Here is a 17,345-nt window from a genome sequence, read left to right on the forward strand (position 1 = left end):
ACTCTTCCAGGGAGAGCCAACCGGCTCAGACATTTACTATTTCGTACAATTCTTCCATATGACACGACAGTACATACGAGATATTCAAGGCGGCATCCCAGGGTATTTTTTCTCTGTTATTAACCCAATTCGATACTTGTTGACGAGAATATTCTGTTCGCCTTGCCAATTCAGCCTGTGACATATTTGCACGTTTTAGTAAATACCGTAGTCGGCATCTCCCGCGGGCGAGTGCCAACTCAGATGCTCCTCTCAGAAGAAGGTAACGATCCAAAGGTAAATTGTACCACGTGGGAATACAGCAGTAAATAACATGAGAAGGCATATCAGAGGGGGGAGTACTATATGTTAGTTAAATGGTTGGAACCTGTTATCGAATCTAAATGTGAAGAGATTAATAATGAATTACTTAATAATGAGAATGGAGAAGTGTACTCTTCTGTTATTTCGATTATAAAAGAAAATGTTTGTTTGGGTGAAAATGAATCATACGAGTTGGAAAATTGTTTTTTGGTTGCCGTAAGAACAGCCGTTGAGATTTCTTACAGAAAAGGATTAGTCGATGGAATCTCAATATATAGGAAATGATCAACAGGCTCAAATTGGCTTGTTGATCATTTCGGCTTGATATATAATTGCATAGATTAAAAATTGAATGTGATAATAAGGAGTTGTGATATATATGCCACTCTCTTGTGGTATCGTCGGTTTGCCAAACGTCGGCAAATCTACATTGTTTAATGCGATAACACAGGCGGGCGCCGAATCGGCTAACTACCCGTTCTGTACAATTGACCCGAACGTCGGTGTCGTGGAAGTGCCGGATGAGCGCCTCGATAAACTGACGGAGCTCGTTCAACCGAACAAGACGGTTCCGACGGCTTTTGAATTTGTGGATATCGCGGGTCTGGTTCGCGGTGCAAGCAAAGGCGAAGGGCTTGGGAACAAGTTTCTTGCCCACATTCGTGAAGTGGATGCCATCGTTCACGTGGTTCGCTGCTTTGAAGATGAGAACATTACCCACGTCGATGGCAAAGTGAACCCGGTGAGCGATATCCAGACCATTAATCTGGAGCTGATCCTGGCTGATCTCGACAGCGTGGAGAAGCGGATTGACCGTGCCAAGAAGAATATGAAGGGCGGCAACAAGCAGTATGCCCAGGAAGTTGAGCTGCTGGAGCGCCTGAAGGAAGCTCTTTACAACGACCAGCCTGCACGCAGTGTGGAACTCAGCGATGATGAGAAGCTGATTGTTCGCGACCTGCACCTTCTGACATTGAAGCCGGTTCTGTATGCGGCTAACCTGAGTGAGGACGGAGTAGCGGAAGCGGACAGCAATCCGTATGTGCAGCAGGTTCGTGATTTCGCGGCGGCAGAGAATGCGATTGTGGTTCCGATCAGCGCGAAGGTGGAAGCCGAAATTGCCGAGCTCGAAGGCGAGGACAAAGCGATGTTCCTTGAGGAGCTGGGACTTGAAGAATCCGGCCTGAACCGTCTGATCAAGGCAGCGTACAGCCTTCTTGGATTGTACACGTACTTTACAGCTGGCGTGCAGGAAGTGCGTGCGTGGACGATTCGCAAAGGAACGAAGGCACCGCAAGCGGCAGCTGTTATCCATACGGACTTCGAACGAGGCTTCATCCGTGCTGAAGTAGTCGCTTACGATGATTTGGTTGCGGCTGGATCGATGAACGGAGCGAAAGAACGTGGACAGCTTCGTCTGGAAGGCAAGGAGTATGTTGTCAGCGACGGCGATGTGATGCATTTCCGTTTCAACGTTTAGAAACGAGAGGTTTCAAAGGCCATGGCTCCATGTCACTTTGTGCATGGGACTGTGGTTTTTTTCTAGGGGATGGACCATCTGTAAGGAAAGAACGGTTTGTCCAGGTCAACTGCCTGCTGGTCAAATGTGTTGTTTCATGGTAAAATAAAAAGTCGTTTGCACTTCATTTTTGTTTGGATATGGAGTGCGAAATGGCATATCTTCAGGAATATATCTTAGAGAGGTGAATTCCTTTGTTGGACCGATTACAATCCCTTGCGGACCGTTACGAGAAATTAAGTGAACTGTTGTGCGATCCTGATGTCGCTAATGACTCCAAGAAGCTCAGGGATTATTCCAAAGAACAATCCGATTTGCAGCCTGCATATGAGGCTTATGTTGAATATAAAAATGTAATTGAAGAACTCGAAGCTGCCAAAACCATGCAGGGCGAGAAGATGGACGACGAAATGCGCGAAATGGTGAAAATGGAGATCGAGGAACTTTCCACGCGCGAGCGAGAGCTGGCGGAGAAAATCCGTATTTTGCTGCTGCCGAAGGACCCGAATGATGATAAGAACGTAATCATCGAAATTCGCGGAGCGGCTGGCGGAGACGAGGCGGCTCTGTTTGCTTCCGACCTGTACCGGATGTATACCCGCTATGCGGATACCCAAGGCTGGAAGGTCGAGCTGATGGACGTTAACACGAATGATCTGGGTGGATTCAAGGAAGTCATCTTCATGATCAACGGCCGCGGTGCCTACAGCAAAATGAAATTCGAGAGCGGCGCGCACCGTGTTCAGCGCATTCCGACAACGGAATCCGGCGGCCGTATTCATACATCCACCTCAACCGTTGCCGTTATGCCGGAGGCGGAAGAAGTGGATATTGAAATCCACGATAAGGATATCCGCGTGGATACGTTCTGCTCCAGCGGTGCAGGCGGCCAGTCCGTTAACACAACCAAGTCGGCGGTGCGTGTGACGCATATACCGACGGGCATCGTGGCTACTTGCCAGGACGGAAAATCGCAGAACTCCAATAAGGATAAGGCGCTGCAGGTGCTTCGTGCCCGTATCTTTGATATGATGCGCCAAGAGGAAGAAGCGAAATATGCCGGGGAGCGGAAGAGCAAGGTAGGTACGGGCGACCGCAGCGAGCGGATTCGGACGTACAATTTCCCGCAGAGCCGCGTAACGGACCATCGGATCGGACTTACCGTTCACAAGCTGGATCAGGTGATGAACGGGGAGATTGAAGAGATCGTTTCAGCACTGACGATTGCAGAGCAAGCTGAACTGATGGAAAAAGGAGTATAACGCTTTGAAGCGGACGATATTTGAATTGACGCCGCAGCGCAGCATAAGAGAAGCCTTTGTGGAGGCTTCTTCTTTTTTAGATGCCATGCGGGTAATGGAGCCCCAGCGGAATGCGCAGCTGCTGCTGGAGCATGTGCTGGGATTGTCGGGATCCTCATATTACATGGCCCTGCCGGAGCCTTTCCCGGCGGAATGCCGCCACGCTTTGGAAGAAGCGATCCGTCGCAAGGCGGAAGGCGTTCCCGCGCAGTATATTATCGGCGAGCAGGAATTTTACGGTCGGCCGTTTGAAGTTACGCCGGCTGTCCTCATTCCGCGTCCGGAAACCGAGCTGCTTGTGGAGGCGGTGCTGAAGTATGGGCAGGAGCTTGCCCCGCGTTCAGAAGGAAGGCTGAAGGCAATGGACATTGGCACCGGCAGCGGGGTTATTGCTGTTACGCTGGCACTGCAGGCCCCTTCCTGGGAACTCCTGGCGAGTGATATTTCGCCTGAAGCGCTCGAAGTTGCCACGCGTAATGCGAAGCAGCTCCATGCGAATGTGGAGTTCCGGCAGGGGGACCTGCTGGAGCCGTTTGCCGGCCTTGCGCCGGACATTCTCGTCTCCAATCCGCCCTATATACCGGCGGAGGACATCGAGGGCCTGCAGCCGGAAGTGCGCGATTACGAGCCGCGCACGGCTCTGGACGGCGGTCGCGACGGATTGAACCCGTACCGGATCATGATGGCACAGCTGCCTCTGCTGTCAGCGCCGCCGCGGCTGATCGCTTTTGAGCTGGGCATGGGCCAGGCCGGGGATGTGGCCGAGCTGCTGCGCCAGACAGGGCATTGGCAGGAAATCGTCACAGTACCGGATTTGGCCGGGATTGACAGGCATGTTCTGGGAATTTGCCGTTAATTGTATTCGGGGTGGATTTCTTTTAGAATAGTTAGTGGACTTGGCGGAGTAATCTTTATTCCGTTCAGATCGTAGATACGGACTGATAACAGCTCAGTGTGTACAGCTCCAGGCACAGGGGGACCAGAGCATGCTCCAGAAACTCAAGAAGATTGATTTTGTCATTGTTTTTGTGCTGTTGATGCTGATGGTTGTCAGCATCACATCGATATATAGTGCCACCTTTGACACGACCGGCTACGAGCGACACTACATCAAGATGGCCGTCATTTATATCCTCGGATTTGCAGTTTTTTTCGGGTTGAGCTTGATTGATTACCGAATCTGGACCAAATACGCAATACACATATACATCGGCGGATTGGTCATGCTGCTGCTGCCTTCCTTCATCGGTCAAACCAAAAACAATGCTACGGGTTGGATCGATCTCGGTATCGTGGATATTCAGCCTGCAGAGCTGTTCAAGCTTGTGCTCATCATATTTATAACGTATGTTCTTCTTCGGAAGAATAAAGCGAAGCTTTCTTTTTGGCGGGATATCATTCCAATCGGATTGTTGACGTTCATCCCGTTTGCCATTGTCATGGTTCAGAATGATTTGGGCAATGGACTAAGTTATATCGTCATCCTGCTTGGGCTGTTATGGATCGGGAATGTGAAGCTCACGCACGCGCTTATCGGGCTGCTGATTGTAGCCGGTGTTGCCTTCGGCGGAGCACAGGCCTATATCCACTATCATGATGAGATTAAAGCATCGAAGATTATGGAGAGCCGCGGACATTGGATGGAACGGATTGACCCGTGGCTGATCCCGGAAAAAGCAACTCCGAAAGCGAGTTACCATACCAACAACGCGAAGCTGGCCATTGCTTCAGGCGGTATGAGTGGTGAAGGGTACTTACAGGGGAGCTCCGTGCAATCGTCACGCGTACCGTACACGTATTCGGATTCGATTTTTGTGCAGATTGCTGAGGAATACGGCTTTATCGGCTCCTCCGTTCTGCTGCTGTTATATTTCATACTCATTCACAGGATGATCCTGATCTCACTGGAAAGCCGGGGGAAAGCCGGGCCGTTTCTTATCATCGGCATCGTTGCCATGCTGCTGTATCAAATCTTTGAGAATATTGGCATGTTTATTGGGTTAATGCCATTGACAGGGATCACGCTGCCTTTTATCAGTTATGGCGGAACATCGCTTATTATTAACATGGCGTGTCTCGGGGTGGCGATGAGTGTGAAGCTGCATGGACAGGAAGTGGAGGAGGATTTGCCTAATCCTAATTCTCCAACGTACGTTGCCGCACCATCCCAACAGGCTTGATTCGGGATGCTTGTGTTTCTACAAGATCATAGCGGGGAATCCAAGGGATGCTATCGAAAGCAGCATCTCTTTTGTGTTTTCTGCCCAGCGATTGCAGGATGGACGTCCTTGAATTGTGTTAAGGAGGAAAATCTTTTAGAATAATTCATTAGGGGCTTATTATGATCATGTATCGACAACAAGCCAAAGCAAACAAGGAAACAAGGCAAACTTTCTGTTCGAAGAATCGTTATATGCCTGTATAGGCAAACCGGGGTTTGACGACTCCGGGCACAGGGGGATCATAAGCATGCTTCAGAAATTCAAGAAGATGGATTACGTTATTGTTTTTGTACTGGTTTTGATGATGGGTATCAGCATTACGTCGATATACAGCACGACCGTTGACACCAAATTTGAAGGCTCTCATATCCGCATGATTGCTTTTTACATTGTCGGCTTCATTGCCTTTTTCGGCATAAGCCTGCTGGATTACCGGTTGTTGATTAAATATGCCAAATATATTTACTTGGGCGGTTTGGCCGTACTGGTCCTCGTTATGTTCATCGGAAAGGATATCAACGGTGCCCAGGGCTGGATTTATATTGGGGGATTAAGCATTCAGCCTGCCGAATTGTTCAAGCTGGTCCTTATTATTTTCCTGTCCTATGTATTGGTGCGCAAAAACAAACCGCTGCTGTCCTTCTGGAAGGATATTATCCCGATTGGGCTCTTGGCGTTCATACCTTTTGTGCTTGTCATGGCTCAGAATGACCTGGGGAATGCACTAAGTTATGTGATCATCCTGCTGGGTTTGCTCTGGATCGGGAATGTGAAGTTCTCCCATGCGCTAATCGGTCTTGCACTTGTGGCGGGATTAGCCTTCGGCGGAGCGCAGGCCTACATTCATTATCATGATGAACTGCTTGAATCAAAAATACTTAAGCCCCACTGGGTGGAGCGGATCGATCCATGGCTATACCCGGAGAAGGCAACTGCAAAGGCAAGTTATCATACCAATAACGCGAAGCTGGCTATTGCCTCAGGCGGCATGAGCGGTGAGGGGTATATGCAGGGGTCGTCGATCCAATCCGGCAGAGTGCCGTATGCGTATTCGGATTCGATTTTTGTACAGATTGCCGAGGAATTCGGTTTTATTGGCTCATCGGTGTTGCTGCTGTTGTATTTCATATTGATCCACCGGCTGATCCTGATTTCGCTTGAATCCCGAGAACGTGCCGGGCCGTTTCTTATCATAGGGATCGTTGCCATGTTCTTGTACCAAATTTTCGAGAATATCGGGATGTTCATCGGTTTAATGCCACTGACCGGGATTACACTTCCTTTCATCAGTTATGGGGGGACCTCGCTCGTCATCAGCATGGCCAGTCTGGGGGTAGCCATGAGTGTGAAACTGCATGGGCAGGAAGTGGAGGAAGATATGCCCGATCCCCACGCTTACCGTCCGGCTTCGCCTAAGCAGGCATAGTCTGTTTGGATGAGGAGTCACATGATCATGGCGTATCGCAAGTTAATCTGAGATAGGCCATGTCCATTAACTTGAAATCCCACTGAACACCCATATCCCTCTAAAACGAAAGATGCTGTTCCCTGTTCCTGGGGAGGGCATCTTTATTTTTTTGCAACCTGATTTGTGCGAATCTATGATTTTTCCAACAAATTGCTAGAGTCCACGTTTATAACTCTCTCAGCCGGACATACTGATAGCATCATAGATTATTCGTTTGAGAGAGGCGGCTGGCATAGATGAAGAATTATAGTGAGACCCTCCGTATTATTGTGAAGAAAATGGTTGTGCTCTTATCCTGTATGTTTATGGTTATCATGACGTGGGAAGGACAGCAGATTGATGCATCCGTTGTTGGCGGTCCAATCCCCCAGGAATCGATTCGACTTCGCATTCTCGCGAATTCAGATAACCCGTCCGATCAGCTCGTGAAACGAGAGATTCGTGACGCGGTCGTTGAGCAAATGCAGCTCTGGGTTCTTCAGCTGGAGAATCCGCAGAGCCTTGAAGATGCCAAAGAAGTAACCCGTCAGCATCTTCCGGAAATCCGTCAGCTGGTAGGGGAAGAATTGAGAAAAAGAGGCATTACCTACAGTTATCAAGTGGAGCTTGGCGTAGTGCCGTTCCCAACCAAGCTGTACGGGGGAACGGTCTATCCGGCCGGCGACTATGATGCGCTGCGGATCACTTTAGGCGAAGGCCAAGGCCAAAACTGGTGGTGTGTTTTGTTCCCGCCGCTCTGCTTCATTGATGGCGGCAGCGGGGATGCTGCGGCACAATCCGTTGACACGGGTGTCCAAACGGCTTCTGCCGACGCTGGCGAAACGCCTCAGGAGGAAACTCCGAAGAATGCAGGCGATAGTAAACCTGAAGTTCGGTTCTTTCTGTGGGATATGTTTCTGGGGATTTGGAATTGGGTGGCGAGCCTGTTTTAAGGATTAGGAGCGGATTGATGTTCAATCCTGACGGTGTATGATAAACTTTAGTATAGAAGAGTGCTTTCTCTTTGGCGCGACTGGTTTCGATTGGAACTGGCACGGGACTGAAGAACCAAAGCACTTTTTATTTTTGAAGTAAGCGCAAAACGGAATTTGATGTTTATATATTTTATATACAGAAAGCTTGGGGTAGGTATGGAACAGAACGGAAATGACGTATTGCAACAAGGACAGCGGAATGGCGGCATCCATAATTCAGAGACAACAACCAAGGTTTGGCATGTACCAACCTCGCTCTTCCAGGAGAGCTTGAAAATGGCGGCGGAGCCGGAGCTTCAGGAAGCCGGGTTGGTGTTGGCCCAGGGCGGCACGGTGGCGTTTCCGACCGAAACGGTGTATGGCCTCGGTGCCGATGCGGGCAATACCGAAGCGGTGGAGCGCATCTTTGCCGCGAAGGGGCGTCCGGCGGACAATCCGTTGATTGTCCATATTTCGGAGCTTGCGCAGCTTGAGGGTTTGGTCCAGCATGTGAACGAAACGGAAAGGGCGCTGATGGACTCCTTTTGGCCCGGACCTTTGTCGCTGGTACTACCCGTGAAGCGGGACGCTGTGTCACCGCGTGTAACCGCTGGTCTGGATACCGTTGCTGTGCGGATGCCTGATCACAGCGTTGCGCTTGCCCTGATCAGCGCTGCAGGGCGTCCGCTTGCTGCACCGAGCGCCAACCGCTCGGGCCGGCCGAGCCCGACGCTGGCCAGCCATGTGCTGGCAGATCTCGCCGGTTACATTGACGGCGTGCTCGACGGCGGCCCTGCCGGGGTGGGCGTCGAGTCGACCGTTGTGCAGGTCGGCGAGGATGGCGCCGTGACGGTGCTCCGCCCCGGCGGCGTCACGGCCGAGCAGCTTGCCGCCGTAGCGGCAAGCGTGCGCCTCGACCCGGCGCTGCAGCGCGCCGCCGGGGAGGCGGAAGGCCCGGCGCCGCGCTCGCCGGGCATGAAGTACACGCACTACGCACCGAAGGGTGCGATGTGCGTGGTGCAGGGCCCGCGTGCCGACGCCGTGTCGGCACGCATTGCGGCCGAGCTTGAGGCGGCCGCCCGGCGCGGGGAAGTGACCGGTGTGCTGTCGTTCGACGAGCACATCGGCCACTACCGCACGGACGTTGCCGTCTCGCTCGGCAGCCTGGCCGCGCCGGAGGAAGCGGCCCGCCGGCTGTACGCCGGCCTTCGTCACTTCGATGACGAAGGCGCGACCTTCATCCTGGCCGAAGCGTGCCCGGATCGGGGCGTTGGCGCAGCCGTCATGAACCGGCTGCTGAAGGCCGCGGGACATCACATCATCAATGTGGATTGAACTCCAAGTCCTGGCACCAGTTTGTGAGTGATTCTCTCAATCCTTTCTCGTAATATGCAAGAGGAAGGGGAGGCTTTGCCGGGATTCCCCAGTCGAATAAACGGTTTTGGAATCATTTAACCCTTGTCCGCATATGGTGTACAAGACCATGGGACTTGGGGGAATGAGCATGTTGGAGGCGTCTGTCCAATCGGGACAGCTTGCGGCGATTCTGCTGATGGCGGTTGCACTCGGGCTAGACGCATTTTCGCTTGGAATCGGAGTCGGGATGAGAAGCGGCATGCGCCTTGGCTATATGCTGGGCATTAGTTTCATGATTGCGCTGTTTCATATGCTAATGCCCCTGCTGGGTTTATTTGCTGGCCATTATGTGGGAATATTATTGGGCCACGTTACAGGGCTTGCAGCCGGTGGGCTGCTGCTCCTGCTGGGTGGACATATGATTTATAATGCCTTGCGTGGCGGAGAAGGCCAGCGAATTCATCCAACCGCCTTTTTGGCCATGCTGCTGTTTTCCCTCAGCGTCAGCATCGATTCGTTCTCGGTGGGGGTTTCGCTTGGCATGTTCGTGGATGATGTTTGGTTGATTGTGGTCTCTTTCGGTATCGTGGGCGGCTTGATGTCGATTCTCGGCTTGCTGCTGGGTCGCCAGGTAAGCGATAAGCTGGGGGAGTATGGCGAGATGCTCGGAGGACTCATTTTGGTCATCTTCGGCATCATGTTTATCATTTAACGCAATATTTGATACAATATCCCCAAAGAACCTACTAACAGGAGGAACGGGACTGTGAAAAATATACTGTTTGTTTGCACGGGAAATACTTGCCGCAGTCCAATGGCTGAAGGGATGCTGCGGAAGCTGTCCAAGCAGCGGGGAACTCCGCTGGAGATTCGTTCGGCAGGTGTATCGGCCGTGGATGGAATGCCGGTGTCCCATCACGCGGAATCGATACTTCGGGATCAGGATATCCAGGACCGCTTGGTGTCCAAACCTCTGACGGCGCAACTGGTAGAGTGGGCAGATCTGATTCTTACGTTGACCCAGTCGCATAAGCAGTATGCCATTCGTCAGTTTCCGCATGCGGCAGACAAGATGCACACGCTGAAGGAATTCGTTGAGGATGACCGCAGGGTGCTCGAAGATCTGCAGGAGCAGGATAGCCTGTATGCAACGCTGGAACTGGCCCGATCTCTCGGAAGGGATGTAAGTGACAGCGATCGGGAACGCCTGATTGAGCTGCGTCAGCGCATTCCGAGCTTTGATATTTCCGATCCGTTCGGCGGTTCGCGGGAAGAATACGAAGCGACAGCGGCCGAGATTCGGACGGCGTTATTCCGATTGTTGGACAAGCTGGAGTCCGAGCGGCATAAATAGGGCGACCCCTTTTGTGTTTAGAAGCGAGCGTATAATTGGGCTAAAAAGCCGCTTGCCTTTCACCCCGTATTGATTTAAGATGAAGGTGAAAAACAAAGGATCCGGTGTAACTGGCGACGAAGTGGATGAAACCACGGTGGAGCATCGGAATATACGGCCGGTCGCCTGGGCAAAGAGCATTTGGAGCACAACACGTGCGCCGACTGCTCTTTTTTCGTCTTTTGCGCGGAATTTGAGTTATAATGGAACAAGCTAAAACGCAAAAGCGAACATACGAGGGGGTTTTTCATAGATGAAAATCGCATTGGGTACGGATCATGCCGGCATTCGTCTGAAAGAGGAGATCGTGGAGGTCATTCGGGGTCTGGGACATGAGGTGGAGGATCTTGGCTGCGGCTGCTCCGATTCTGTGGATTATCCCGATTATGCGCTTCCGGTGTGCGAGAAGGTGGTCTCGGGTGAAGCGGATCGCGGGATTCTGATCTGCGGTACAGGGATTGGCATGAGTATCGCGGCCAACAAGGTGCCCGGTATCCGCTGCGCGCTGACCCATGATGTGTTCTCGGCAAAAGCGACGCGCGAACATAATGACAGCAATGTGATTGCACTGGGTGAACGCGTAGTCGGTCCCGGACTTGCAGCAGAGATCGTAAGCGCATGGCTGACAACGGATTTCAGCCAAGGCGAACGCCATGTCGGCCGAGTGAACAAGATCAAAGCCATCGAGGAGCGTTACCTGAAGAACGGATTGCGATAGTTCGTGTCGATCAGTATGTTATTCATCGCGGCTTATCGTGATGAGGAAATGAAGTGCTTCTGTGAAAAAAACATCGGGAGGACTGTGACATGACGGACATCTCCAAGATTTCCTTGAATGAACAGACAGCGGGCGTTGTCCGCGAACTGGCCGAAGCGGCTGTTTTGGGCCCGGGTAAAGTTCTGGTCATCGGGGCCAGCACCAGCGAAGTGGTCGGCCGCCGGATCGGTACAGGCGGCGCACTTGAGACTGCGCAGCAGCTTCTCCAAGGCATCGCCGAAGTTCAAGCGGAGTTCGGTTTTGCTGTGGCCTATCAATGCTGTGAGCATTTGAACCGTGCACTTGTCATGGAGCGCGATCTGCTTGAGCGGCTGCGCTTGACGGAAGTGGCGGCTGTTCCCATACCGGGAGCAGGCGGATCTATGGCTTCGGCGGCCTACCGCAGCATGAAGGAGCCTTGCCTTGCGGAATCCATTGAAGCTCATGCAGGAGTCGATATTGGCGAGACGCTGATCGGCATGCATTTGCGGCGAGTGGCGGTACCTTTCCGGCCAAGCGTGCGTTATGTTGGTGAGGCTCGCGTTACGGCTGCCTATACCCGGCCGAAGCTGATTGGCGGGGAGCGTGCGGTGTACCGGTTCGTGCAGAAGGATGATGGGGCGCAGTGCGATTGATTCGAATGAAAGCTCGCTTTTTTGTTATTTGTTATATCTGTAGTTTTAATTTGGCAACCAAAATAACGATGGATTATGGGAGGATATGAACATGATGGAACATTTGCGGAAGAATGACCCGGCTGTACTGGAAGCAATGGATTTGGAACTGAAGCGTCAACGCAGCAATATTGAGCTGATCGCCTCGGAGAATATTGTCAGCGAAGCGGTTATGGAAGCAATGGGGACCGTGCTGACGAATAAATATGCGGAAGGCTACCCTGGCAAACGCTACTACGGTGGTTGTGAGCGTGTGGATATCGTGGAGGATATCGCCCGTGACCGTGCCAAGGAATTGTTCGGTGCCGAGCATGTGAACGTGCAGCCGCATTCCGGTGCACAAGCGAACATGGCGGTGTATTTGGCTGCGCTCAAGCCTGGAGATACCGTTCTTGGCATGAACCTCGCTCATGGCGGCCATTTGACTCACGGAAGTCCTGTTAACGCTTCGGGCCTTCTGTACAACTTCGTTGCTTACGGCGTGCAAGAAGATACGTTCCTGATCGATTACGATGAAGTTCGCAAAGCGGCCTTCAAGCATCGTCCTCGCATGATCGTGGCCGGAGCAAGTGCCTACCCACGTATCATTGATTTTGAAAAACTTGCGGCCATCGCGAACGACGTTGGTGCGTTATTCATGGTCGATATGGCTCATATTGCAGGTCTTGTTGCGGCGGGTCTTCATCCGAGTCCGGTTCCACATGCTCATTTTGTTACCACCACAACGCATAAGACGCTTCGCGGGCCTCGCGGCGGTATGATTCTGTGCAAAAAAGCTTGGGCACAAGCGATCGATAAAGCGGTATTCCCGGGTTCCCAGGGCGGACCGCTGATGCATGTCATTGCTTCCAAGGCTGTGGCCCTTGGTGAAGCATTGGATCCGTCCTTCAAGACCTATGCGGAGCATGTGGTGAAGAACGCAAAAGTTCTGGCCGATACCCTGATCGAGGAAGGGCTGAACATCGTTTCCGGCGGAACCGATAACCATCTGATGCTGATTGATACCCGCAATCTGGATATCACAGGCAAGGACGCGGAGAAGGTGCTGGATTCCATCGGCATCACCGTGAACAAGAACGCCATCCCGTTCGATCCGACGAGTCCGTTTGTAACGAGCGGTATTCGCATCGGTACGCCTGCGGTAACTTCCCGCGGCATGGATGAGAAGGCGATGGTTACCATCGCGAAGGTTATTGCCATGACATTGAAGCAGCCTAAAGACGAGGCGACCCTTGAACAAGCAGGCCGTATGGTGGCTGAACTTACAGATCAATACCCTCTCTATGCCGAAATGAAATATTAATCACAGTTTAGTCCGTTCCAGAGGCTTATGATAAGAGGACCCCGCCTGATGCAGGTGGGGTCCTTTTCAGAGCTATAAACATTCTGGCCAGATTGCTTTGCTCATATTTTTCCAGTCAGCGACTGCGGATAGCATCAATATAGGCGAAAATGGAAAACCTAGGTCTAGCCGGTGGCGGTCCCGTCACAAGGTCGAAACAAGCGGGAAATAAACATGACCGGTGCAGGTGTCAATTGACTAGAGGGAATGATATAATAGACAGGATTTATGGAGCTCACAACGATTTATGCCCATATTGAAATAACATTTGCATTCAAACCGGAGGGACCTGACATGGGAAAATTGGTGATTTGTGATCACCCGTTGATTCAACACAAACTTACATTTATCCGCGATATGCGGACTAACACCAAAGATTTTCGCGAATTAGTAGACGAAGTCGCGACTTTGATGGCTTATGAGATTACACGGGAGGTTCCTCTTGAGTCGATATCCGTGCAGACGCCGGTAGCGGAAACGCAGGGGAAAGTCATTTCCGGCAGAATGCTCGGTCTGGTGCCGATCCTGCGTGCTGGCCTGGGTATGCTGGACGGGGTTGTAAAACTGCTCCCCGCAGCAAAGGTAGGCCATGTCGGATTGTTCCGTGACCCGGAAACGCTCCAGCCTGTCGAATATTACACGAAACTTCCAACAGACGTTACGGAGCGCGAATTAATCGTGATTGATCCGATGCTGGCGACTGGCGGCTCTGCGATCGCTGCGATCGACGTGCTGAAGAAGCGCGGCTGCACGCAGATCAAGATGATGAATCTTGTGGCTGCACCGGAAGGCGTGAAGGCCGTCCATGATGCTCATCCGGACGTGGACATCTACGTCGCTGCTCTTGACGAGGGGCTGAATGACCATGGTTATATCGTACCGGGCCTTGGCGATGCAGGGGATCGCTTGTACGGAACGAAATAGGAGACAAGCCTGAGCCATTTGTGCAACTTGAATAATGAGAATAACAAGCATGAAAAAGAGGGGTATTTTCAATCATGTCAAAAGTGAAAGTGATGACTATTTTTGGGGTCCGCCCCGAAGCGATCAAGATGGCGCCGCTTATTCTGGAGCTTCAGCGTCACCCTGAGCATATAGAATCGGTGGTTTGTGTAACTGCACAGCACCGTCAAATGCTCGATCAGGTGCTCGATGTGTTCAAGATTGTCCCGGATTATGATTTGGATGTGATGAAGGACCGCCAGACGTTGAACGAAATCACAGTTCGCGTTCTGGAGGGGCTAGAGCCTGTCCTGCGTGAGGCCAAGCCGGATATCGTGCTGGTGCATGGTGACACGCTGACAACGTTCCTGGCTAGCTATGCCGCTTTCCTGCAGCAGATACAGGTAGGCCACGTAGAGGCAGGTTTACGAACCTGGAACAAGCTGAATCCTTATCCGGAGGAGATGAACCGTCAGTTGACCGGAGTGCTTGCTGATCTTCACTTTGCGCCGACGAACTGGTCCGCCGAGAATCTCCGCAAGGAGAACAAACCGGAATCCCGCATTTATGTTACGGGTAATACGGCTACGGACGTGTTCCAGTACACGGTGCGTGAAGGTTATACTCATCCGGTTCTGGACTGGGCGAAGGGCAAACGCTTGATCCTGATGACGGCGCATCGCCGCGAATCCCAAGGGGAGCCGCATCGCCAGATTTTTGAGGCAGTCAAGCGCATAGCCGACGAATTCGAGGATATCGCTATCGTCTATCCTGTGCATCCGAGCCCTGCCGTGAAGGAACCGGCTCACCGTATTTTGGGGAATCATCCGCGGATTAAGCTGATTGACCCGCTGGATGTCGTGGACATGAACAATATGTATACTCATACGCATCTCATCATTACGGATTCCGGCGGCATGCAGGAGGAAGCTCCGTCATTCGGCGTGCCGACGCTGGTGCTTCGGGATACAACGGAACGCCCGGAAGGCATTGAAGCGGGAACTTTGGAGCTGGTGGGTACCCAAGAAGAGAATGTGTACGATCGGATCAAGGTTCTTCTGACGGATCAGGAACTGTATGAGAAGATGAGCAAAGCCGCTAATCCGTATGGCGATGGACAAGCTTCGCAGCGGATTGTCAATGCGATTTTGCACCATTTCGGTATCCGAAAAGACCGTCCCGAAGAATTTCACAGAATGTTCACAAAGGCATGGTTTAGTGTATTCTGATTGGCAAGGGTACAGCATACAGTTGAACTGTACGGTTACCGCGGCGTTTTGGGTAATTTAGACTGCTCAAAACGCCGTTTCTACACGGTAATTCAATAAAATCGATTCATTGACAAACTCTTGCAATATTCAGTAAAATGAGTTGGGATTAGAGGTTCATATGAAAAATCCGAAAAGTCAAGATAACCCTTGGTTGATAGCGCTATACATTAGCGGGGCGGGCGGTTTGCTTGCCGCTTACATTCTCATCGGTTTTTTTACCGGGCGCTGGCTTATGAATCAGTGGGACGGGCCCAGAGTGTGGCTTGCCATTGGTACGCTTTCGGGGCTCTTTCTAGGGATTTTGAATATCGCTCTACTCATTAAGAAATTTCTGGGGGCGCAAAGTGAATGATTTGACAACATCCATTGTGAACGGTGTAACCAGAGTATCTATACTCTTATTATCTGTTCTATTTATGGGGTGGGCATTTTATCCGGATTATCGACCTGAGGTATCAGGACTGATACTGGGTATGGTTGGTGGCTTGTTCAACGTACGCTTCCTTTCCATTAAAGTGAGGCAGCTTGCCGATTTGGCGGTCAGTCAAGAGAGCAGACGGTTCAGCTTTGGATATGTCACGAGACTTTGCATCGCGTTCTTGATTGTAATGATGGCGGCCAAGCTTGAACAAGTGTCGCTCGGAGCGACCATCGTCGGTCTGTTCATTCCCCAATTGTTGACCATTCCAGTCAGCATTATTGTTAGCTTGAAATCTAAGAATTGATTAGCGCTAATTGGAAAGGGGTGAAAACAATTTCATGCATGATTCACCGATTATTGATTTAGGTGGGTTTCGACTTGACCTATCAGCCGTCATTATGCTGCTTGTCACGGGGATTATCGTCTTTGTACTGGCACGCTTGGCCGTTCGAAATCTATCTGTAGAAAACCCTTCCAAATTGCAAAACTTCATGGAGTGGGTCGTAGAATTTGTGCAAGGTATCGTAGCAAGTGCTATGGATTTGAAGAAAGGAAAGCCTTATATCTCATTAGGTTTGACTTTGATAACATTCATCTTTGTAGCTAACGTGCTCGGATTGCCGTTTGCTATCATCACAGATTTGCCTGCTGACTTTACAGTGTTCGGGCAAACGATTGAAGCAACGAGAGGTCTTCATGATGGCCATATGGCTCATGTTCTCTGGTGGAAATCACCGACGGCGGACATATCCGTTACAGCAGGTTTGGCGATCGTTGTATTCTTCCTTATGAATTATCTCGGTCTGAAGCTGAACCGCAAGCATTACCTAAAACACTATATTGAGCCGTTCCCGGTGTTTTTACCACTGAACATCATTGAGAACTTGGCGAAGCCAGTCGCACTGGCGATTCGTTTGTTTGCCAACATCTTTGCAGGTGAGGTACTGATTACGGTAATCCTGAAAATGGGTTACTTCGGTATTCCATTCCTGGCTGTATGGCAAGGATTCAGTATTTTTATTGGTGCATTGCAGGCGTTCATCTTTACCATATTGACTATGGTTTACATCGCACAAACAACGATTCACGAAGAAGACGCGCATTAATAAACTCGGCCGAAACGTGCCGACATTTCGGCAATTTCGAAAGAGATATATTATATTAACCAAAAATTGAACCAATCTTAAGGAGGATATTTATCAATGGAATTTTTAGCAGCAGCTATTGCAGTAGGTTTGGGTGCACTTGGCGCAGGTTTGGGTAACGGTATGATCGTAAGTAGAACAGTAGAATCTATCGCTCGTCAACCGGAAGCTCGCGGTCCGCTCCAAACGACGATGTTTATCGGTGTTGGTATCGTCGAGGTAGTTCCACTCGCTGCTACCGTTATTGCTTTCTTGATCATGTTTTCTTAATAAGAATA

Annotated in this window: 20 protein-coding genes and 1 riboswitch; of the genes, 19 read left to right on the top strand and 1 reads right to left on the bottom strand. The window is 51.0% G+C overall.

Annotation, left to right across the window (positions count from 1 at the left end; genetic code table 11):
* Window positions 1-25: 25 nt before the first annotated feature.
* Entirely contained in the window at window positions 26-325 is a 300-nt protein-coding gene (locus WDY75_RS02090) for a helix-turn-helix transcriptional regulator (protein WP_338841878.1), read from the bottom strand.
* 20 nt (window positions 326-345) lie between these two features.
* Between WDY75_RS02090 and WDY75_RS02095 the strand changes: the two genes are divergently transcribed.
* From WDY75_RS02095 to atpE, 19 genes are all read left to right on the top strand, one after another.
* Window positions 346-588 (top strand): hypothetical protein, encoded by a 243-nt coding sequence (locus WDY75_RS02095; RefSeq protein WP_338841879.1) that lies wholly within the window; start codon window positions 346-348, stop codon window positions 586-588.
* A 94-nt stretch (window positions 589-682) separates the two neighbouring features.
* On the top strand, window positions 683-1,783 hold the full coding sequence (gene ychF / locus WDY75_RS02100; RefSeq protein WP_338841880.1) for a redox-regulated ATPase YchF: 1,101 nt from the start codon (window positions 683-685) through the stop codon (window positions 1,781-1,783).
* Window positions 1,784-2,016: 233 nt separating this feature from the next.
* Window positions 2,017-3,084, top strand: a complete 1,068-nt coding sequence (gene prfA / locus WDY75_RS02105) for a peptide chain release factor 1 (protein ID WP_006213115.1) — start codon at window positions 2,017-2,019, stop codon at window positions 3,082-3,084.
* 4 nt (window positions 3,085-3,088) lie between these two features.
* Complete coding sequence (gene prmC, locus WDY75_RS02110) at window positions 3,089-3,979, top strand: peptide chain release factor N(5)-glutamine methyltransferase (RefSeq protein WP_063478014.1); 891 nt, start codon at window positions 3,089-3,091, stop codon at window positions 3,977-3,979.
* 130 nt (window positions 3,980-4,109) lie between these two features.
* Window positions 4,110-5,303: an FtsW/RodA/SpoVE family cell cycle protein gene (locus WDY75_RS02115; RefSeq protein WP_063478013.1), complete on the top strand. Its 1,194-nt coding sequence runs from the start codon at window positions 4,110-4,112 to the stop codon at window positions 5,301-5,303.
* Between the two features lie 289 nt (window positions 5,304-5,592).
* On the top strand, window positions 5,593-6,771 hold the full coding sequence (locus WDY75_RS02120) for an FtsW/RodA/SpoVE family cell cycle protein (RefSeq protein WP_006213112.1): 1,179 nt from the start codon (window positions 5,593-5,595) through the stop codon (window positions 6,769-6,771).
* Window positions 6,772-7,049: 278 nt separating this feature from the next.
* Window positions 7,050-7,745: a stage II sporulation protein R gene (spoIIR, locus tag WDY75_RS02125; RefSeq protein ID WP_063478012.1), complete on the top strand. Its 696-nt coding sequence runs from the start codon at window positions 7,050-7,052 to the stop codon at window positions 7,743-7,745.
* 198 nt (window positions 7,746-7,943) lie between these two features.
* Window positions 7,944-9,101: an L-threonylcarbamoyladenylate synthase gene (locus tag WDY75_RS02130; RefSeq protein ID WP_063478011.1), complete on the top strand. Its 1,158-nt coding sequence runs from the start codon at window positions 7,944-7,946 to the stop codon at window positions 9,099-9,101.
* Window positions 9,102-9,270: 169 nt separating this feature from the next.
* The gene (locus WDY75_RS02135; RefSeq protein ID WP_036640001.1) at window positions 9,271-9,834 is read left to right on the top strand and encodes a manganese efflux pump MntP family protein; all 564 of its coding nucleotides are present in this window, start codon (window positions 9,271-9,273) and stop codon (window positions 9,832-9,834) included.
* Between the two features lie 54 nt (window positions 9,835-9,888).
* The gene (locus WDY75_RS02140; protein ID WP_063478010.1) at window positions 9,889-10,476 is read left to right on the top strand and encodes a low molecular weight protein arginine phosphatase; all 588 of its coding nucleotides are present in this window, start codon (window positions 9,889-9,891) and stop codon (window positions 10,474-10,476) included.
* Window positions 10,477-10,572: 96 nt separating this feature from the next.
* Window positions 10,573-10,654: riboswitch (ZMP/ZTP riboswitch) on the top strand.
* Between the two features lie 114 nt (window positions 10,655-10,768).
* Complete coding sequence (gene rpiB, locus WDY75_RS02145; protein ID WP_006213106.1) at window positions 10,769-11,233, top strand: ribose 5-phosphate isomerase B; 465 nt, start codon at window positions 10,769-10,771, stop codon at window positions 11,231-11,233.
* An 89-nt stretch (window positions 11,234-11,322) separates the two neighbouring features.
* Window positions 11,323-11,907, top strand: coding sequence for a TIGR01440 family protein (locus tag WDY75_RS02150; protein WP_063478009.1), 585 nt, complete (start codon window positions 11,323-11,325; stop codon window positions 11,905-11,907).
* A gap of 91 nt (window positions 11,908-11,998) precedes the next feature.
* Window positions 11,999-13,249 carry a serine hydroxymethyltransferase gene (glyA, locus tag WDY75_RS02155; protein ID WP_006213104.1) on the top strand — a complete coding sequence of 417 codons (1,251 nt, stop codon included), beginning with the start codon at window positions 11,999-12,001 and terminating at the stop codon, window positions 13,247-13,249.
* 333 nt (window positions 13,250-13,582) lie between these two features.
* Window positions 13,583-14,212, top strand: coding sequence for a uracil phosphoribosyltransferase (gene upp / locus WDY75_RS02160; RefSeq protein WP_006213103.1), 630 nt, complete (start codon window positions 13,583-13,585; stop codon window positions 14,210-14,212).
* Between the two features lie 74 nt (window positions 14,213-14,286).
* Window positions 14,287-15,459, top strand: a complete 1,173-nt coding sequence (gene wecB / locus WDY75_RS02165; protein ID WP_063478008.1) for a non-hydrolyzing UDP-N-acetylglucosamine 2-epimerase — start codon at window positions 14,287-14,289, stop codon at window positions 15,457-15,459.
* 160 nt (window positions 15,460-15,619) lie between these two features.
* Complete coding sequence (locus WDY75_RS02170; RefSeq protein WP_006213101.1) at window positions 15,620-15,853, top strand: AtpZ/AtpI family protein; 234 nt, start codon at window positions 15,620-15,622, stop codon at window positions 15,851-15,853.
* Complete coding sequence (locus WDY75_RS02175; protein WP_006213100.1) at window positions 15,846-16,226, top strand: ATP synthase subunit I; 381 nt, start codon at window positions 15,846-15,848, stop codon at window positions 16,224-16,226. The genes WDY75_RS02170 and WDY75_RS02175 overlap by 8 nt, the downstream gene beginning before the upstream one ends.
* 34 nt (window positions 16,227-16,260) lie before the next feature.
* Window positions 16,261-17,028, top strand: a complete 768-nt coding sequence (gene atpB, locus WDY75_RS02180) for a F0F1 ATP synthase subunit A (RefSeq protein ID WP_063478007.1) — start codon at window positions 16,261-16,263, stop codon at window positions 17,026-17,028.
* Between the two features lie 96 nt (window positions 17,029-17,124).
* Complete coding sequence (gene atpE, locus WDY75_RS02185; protein WP_006213098.1) at window positions 17,125-17,337, top strand: F0F1 ATP synthase subunit C; 213 nt, start codon at window positions 17,125-17,127, stop codon at window positions 17,335-17,337.
* Window positions 17,338-17,345: the final 8 nt, after the last annotated feature.

It is taken from the genome of Paenibacillus glucanolyticus (genome assembly GCF_037333485.1).
Classification (GTDB): Bacteria; Bacillota; Bacilli; order Paenibacillales; family Paenibacillaceae; genus Paenibacillus_AQ; species Paenibacillus_AQ glucanolyticus.

What these genes read in the sequence shown, in the direction of transcription:
- ychF (WP_338841880.1), top strand. Translation starts at nt 683, where the DNA reads ATGCCACTCTCTTGTGGTATCGTCGGTTTGCCAAACGTCGGCAAATCT.
- WDY75_RS02120 (WP_006213112.1), top strand. Translation starts at nt 5,593, where the DNA reads ATGCTTCAGAAATTCAAGAAGATGGATTACGTTATTGTTTTTGTACTG.
- glyA (WP_006213104.1), top strand. Translation starts at nt 11,999, where the DNA reads ATGATGGAACATTTGCGGAAGAATGACCCGGCTGTACTGGAAGCAATG.
- wecB (WP_063478008.1), top strand. Translation starts at nt 14,287, where the DNA reads ATGTCAAAAGTGAAAGTGATGACTATTTTTGGGGTCCGCCCCGAAGCG.
- spoIIR (WP_063478012.1), top strand. Translation starts at nt 7,050, where the DNA reads ATGAAGAATTATAGTGAGACCCTCCGTATTATTGTGAAGAAAATGGTT.
- WDY75_RS02170 (WP_006213101.1), top strand. Translation starts at nt 15,620, where the DNA reads ATGAAAAATCCGAAAAGTCAAGATAACCCTTGGTTGATAGCGCTATAC.
- WDY75_RS02150 (WP_063478009.1), top strand. Translation starts at nt 11,323, where the DNA reads ATGACGGACATCTCCAAGATTTCCTTGAATGAACAGACAGCGGGCGTT.
- WDY75_RS02095 (WP_338841879.1), top strand. Translation starts at nt 346, where the DNA reads ATGTTAGTTAAATGGTTGGAACCTGTTATCGAATCTAAATGTGAAGAG.
- WDY75_RS02130 (WP_063478011.1), top strand. Translation starts at nt 7,944, where the DNA reads ATGGAACAGAACGGAAATGACGTATTGCAACAAGGACAGCGGAATGGC.
- atpE (WP_006213098.1), top strand. Translation starts at nt 17,125, where the DNA reads ATGGAATTTTTAGCAGCAGCTATTGCAGTAGGTTTGGGTGCACTTGGC.
- WDY75_RS02090 (WP_338841878.1), bottom strand. Translation starts at nt 325, where the DNA reads ATGCCTTCTCATGTTATTTACTGCTGTATTCCCACGTGGTACAATTTA.
- WDY75_RS02115 (WP_063478013.1), top strand. Translation starts at nt 4,110, where the DNA reads ATGCTCCAGAAACTCAAGAAGATTGATTTTGTCATTGTTTTTGTGCTG.
- rpiB (WP_006213106.1), top strand. Translation starts at nt 10,769, where the DNA reads ATGAAAATCGCATTGGGTACGGATCATGCCGGCATTCGTCTGAAAGAG.
- upp (WP_006213103.1), top strand. Translation starts at nt 13,583, where the DNA reads ATGGGAAAATTGGTGATTTGTGATCACCCGTTGATTCAACACAAACTT.
- atpB (WP_063478007.1), top strand. Translation starts at nt 16,261, where the DNA reads ATGCATGATTCACCGATTATTGATTTAGGTGGGTTTCGACTTGACCTA.
- WDY75_RS02135 (WP_036640001.1), top strand. Translation starts at nt 9,271, where the DNA reads ATGTTGGAGGCGTCTGTCCAATCGGGACAGCTTGCGGCGATTCTGCTG.